Raw genomic sequence first — 3,226 nt, 5'->3', positions numbered from 1 at the left:
ATAAGAAAAATTGGCTTAATTTGATTGTTTCTGCTAATTTTTGTGGGCTTANCTTTTTAATATGCTAAATGGAATCTCGTTGTCCCGGCTTGCCAACGAGAAGCAATCAGTAAGTAACAATGAGAAGAATGTTATGCCGGAAAACCAACAAAAATCCCAAGAAATGACGAATTTCACCCCTTACGTCGAAAAAGACGGTGAGGAGTACATGAACGATGAACAGGGCGAGCACTTTCGCCAAATCCTTTTAGCTTGGAAGCTTGAGCTAATGGAAGAAGTAGATCGTACTGTGCATTATATGAAAGAAGACGCTTCTAACTATGCAGATCCAAGTGACCGAGCGACACAAGAAGAGGAGTTCAGTCTTGAGCTTCGAACACGTGATCGTGAGCGCAAGCTAATCAAGAAGATCGATAAAACCTTAGACCGCATCGAAGATGATGACTATGGCTTTTGCGATTCTTGCGGTGTAGAGATCGGTATTCGTCGGCTTGAAGCACGACCTACTGCAACCCTATGCATCGACTGTAAAACGCTCGCTGAAATTAAAGAGCGCCAAACAGGAATTTAATCCTGATAGATTGGGTGGGAGCTACTCCTACCCAATATCCTTAGATCTATGAGCTCATATCGCGGTCGCTTTGCTCCGTCCCCTACCGGCCCTTTACACTTTGGTTCACTCTTCGCTGCCTTGGTTTCCTATTTAGAGGCAAGGAGAAATTCGGGTACCTGGCTTGTAAGAATTGAAGATATTGACCCCTTACGTGAAGCACCCGGCGCTAGCCAGCAAATTATCGAGACACTTGAAGCCCACCATTTATTCTCGGATGAACCAATAGTTTTTCAATCAGCACATAGTGCTGAATACGAAAGCTTGTTAACAAAACTGGACTTAAGAAAAGCAATTTTCTATTGCCCCTGTAGTCGAAAATACTTGGCTACAAACGGTGGTCGACACAATGAAGCTTGCCTACGCCAGTCTGTCGATAAGCAAAACTGTGCTCAGAAGTTTAGGAATACCGAAGAACTATATTATTGGCATGACGGCATGCAAGGTGAACACTCGTATAAACTAGATGATGATTTTGTTCTTAAGCGTAAAGAAAGCTTTTATGCTTATCAACTAGCTGTGGTTAATGATGATCACCGACAGAATATTACACATGTCGTAAGAGGCTACGACCTACTCTTCTCTACTCCCATGCAATTGGCACTCTATCAAGCGCTTGACTATAAGCCTCCCGAATTCTCTCATTTCCCGGTACTATCTGCTAAAGGTCAGAAGCTGAGTAAACAAAACCACGCGAAGGCCGTCTCTTCTCTCCAAGCCAAAGAGAATTTGAGCTGTATCTTTAGGCTGTTGGGGATTGAGATATCATCAAAATGCTTATCTATCCCTCAAATGCTAGAAACTGCCATTGAACACTGGAACCCTAAAGTTCTCTCACGAGTTAAAGAGCTTCCATCTCCATATTGAGTTTTCGCGTGCCAGCTTTGGTATGAAGTCAAAATAAGTTATGATTCTTCGTCCACACAATAAAGCAACTAAACCTAATTTAAGCAGGGCTACATGCGCCGAATATTAATCATTGAAGATGACATTGATCACCGCGCGGGTTTACAAAATTTTCTAGAAGATGCTTTACACCAGGTTGATGTCGCATCATCAGTCAACGAGGCCGCTGAAACTTATGCGCTACCCTCTTTTGATTTAATCATTTCGGATATCCACCTGCCCAACCAGCCCGGGACAGATATTATAAAATTAGCTCAGGGCGTACCTGTTTTGGTCACTACGGGGCAAGCCAGTTTACGCTCCGCTGTCGACGCTATGAAACTTGGTGCGGCTGATTACCTCGCCAAACCCTTTGACCATAAAGACCTGATTGACATCGTCAACAGCATACTGAAGCAAACTCCCTCTCCCATTCTAGCGAGCGCGACCAGCAATGAAGATGACGATGCAGATAAGCAGATCGGTCAACTAATTTTCGGCCAATGCCAAGCCATGAAGAAAGTGTTCCACTTAATGAAAAAAGTGGCACCTACTGAAGCAACCGTATTAATTCAAGGCGAAACAGGCAGTGGTAAAGAGCTGGCCGCGCGAGCTATCCATAAATTAAGCAATCGTCGTAATCACGAATATATTTGTATCAACTGTGCCGCAATCCCTGAATCGCTAATTGAGTCCGAACTATTCGGTCACGAAAAAGGCGCATTTACCGGGGCAGTAAGCGCTCGAAACGGTCTAATCGAAGCCGCTGATGGCGGCACCTTATTTCTGGACGAAATAGGTGAACTACCACTTGAAGCCCAAGCTCGCTTATTACGCGTTCTGCAAGAAGGGGAAATCAGGCGTGTTGGCTCAACCCAGTCTCGACAAGTTAATGTTCGGCTTATTGCCGCAACTCACCGAAACCTCAAGGCACTTTCTCGTACTGGCCAATTTCGAGAAGATTTGTTCTATCGTCTAAATGTTGTCCAGCTCAAGCTCCCCCCATTAAGAGAGCGAGGCGATGATATTCTTGGTCTTGCAAATACTTTGCTTGCCAAAGCAAGTGACAAGCTTGGCCAAGCAAATATCAAGTTCAGTCCGGATGCAATGAAAGCCGTTCAGGAATATCACTGGCCTGGAAATGTCCGTGAACTTGAAAATGCTATTGAGCGTGGAACCATTCTTTGCGATAACAAGATGATTACCGCTGAATTATTAGATATTGAGTCGGAAGTTGATGATATCAATATTCCAAAGGGATTGATTACACCACAAGTTAATTCCCCTTACAGCGCAGCTTCCCAACTCCCATCTGCCGAAAAGTCTTCAGCCTCCTCTAGCAAAAGCTTATCAATCGAAGACTATTTCCAACAATTTGTTCTCGAAAACCAAGACCATATGAATGAAACAGAACTGGCCAAGCGCCTGGGCATCAGCCGTAAGAATCTATGGGAACGTAGACAGCGACTAGGAATACCTCGCAAAAAGAGCAACTAGAAGTGAGACCTGCCTCACATTTTGTTGCATAAGGAAACACTTACTGTAATTAAGAAAATCACTTTCCTCCAAAAATGTTACCAGGCGTTACCTATCGAAACATATTTACCTGATTTTTTGTCACATTTTAGTATTTTGACCACTCTCTTTAAGCATAAATCGTATAAGAAAATCATAAGTTACTGTTTATTAAGTATTTATTAAGTGCTGGTACAGCTAATGCTACTCTTACTA

General features: G+C 43.3%; 3 protein-coding genes. All 3 read left to right on the top strand.

The genetic code is table 11. The features are described from left to right. Positions 1-133 precede the first annotated feature (133 nt). The 3 genes from dksA (at position 134) to A3757_RS13250 (ending at position 2,992) form a co-directional block, all read left to right on the top strand. The gene (dksA, locus tag A3757_RS13260) at positions 134-571 is read left to right on the top strand and encodes an RNA polymerase-binding protein DksA (RefSeq protein WP_068510075.1); all 438 of its coding nucleotides are present in this window, start codon (positions 134-136) and stop codon (positions 569-571) included. Between the two features lie 48 nt (positions 572-619). Further along, entirely contained in the window at positions 620-1,477 is an 858-nt protein-coding gene (gene gluQRS / locus A3757_RS13255; RefSeq protein WP_068506845.1) for a tRNA glutamyl-Q(34) synthetase GluQRS, read from the top strand. Between the two features lie 93 nt (positions 1,478-1,570). Further along, a complete protein-coding gene (locus A3757_RS13250) occupies positions 1,571-2,992 on the top strand; it encodes a sigma-54 dependent transcriptional regulator (protein ID WP_068553491.1) in 1,422 nt (473 codons plus the stop codon). The last annotated feature ends 234 nt before the right edge of the window (positions 2,993-3,226 follow it).

It is taken from the genome of Oleiphilus sp. HI0117, assembly GCF_001635235.1.
This window is presented reverse-complemented; position numbering and strand designations above follow the sequence as displayed.

Bases quoted from the DNA above. Each gene is read 5' to 3' on its own strand.
- gluQRS (WP_068506845.1), top strand. From the start codon at position 620: ATGAGCTCATATCGCGGTCGCTTTGCTCCGTCCCCTACCGGCCCTTTA.
- A3757_RS13250 (WP_068553491.1), top strand. From the start codon at position 1,571: ATGCGCCGAATATTAATCATTGAAGATGACATTGATCACCGCGCGGGT.
- dksA (WP_068510075.1), top strand. From the start codon at position 134: ATGCCGGAAAACCAACAAAAATCCCAAGAAATGACGAATTTCACCCCT.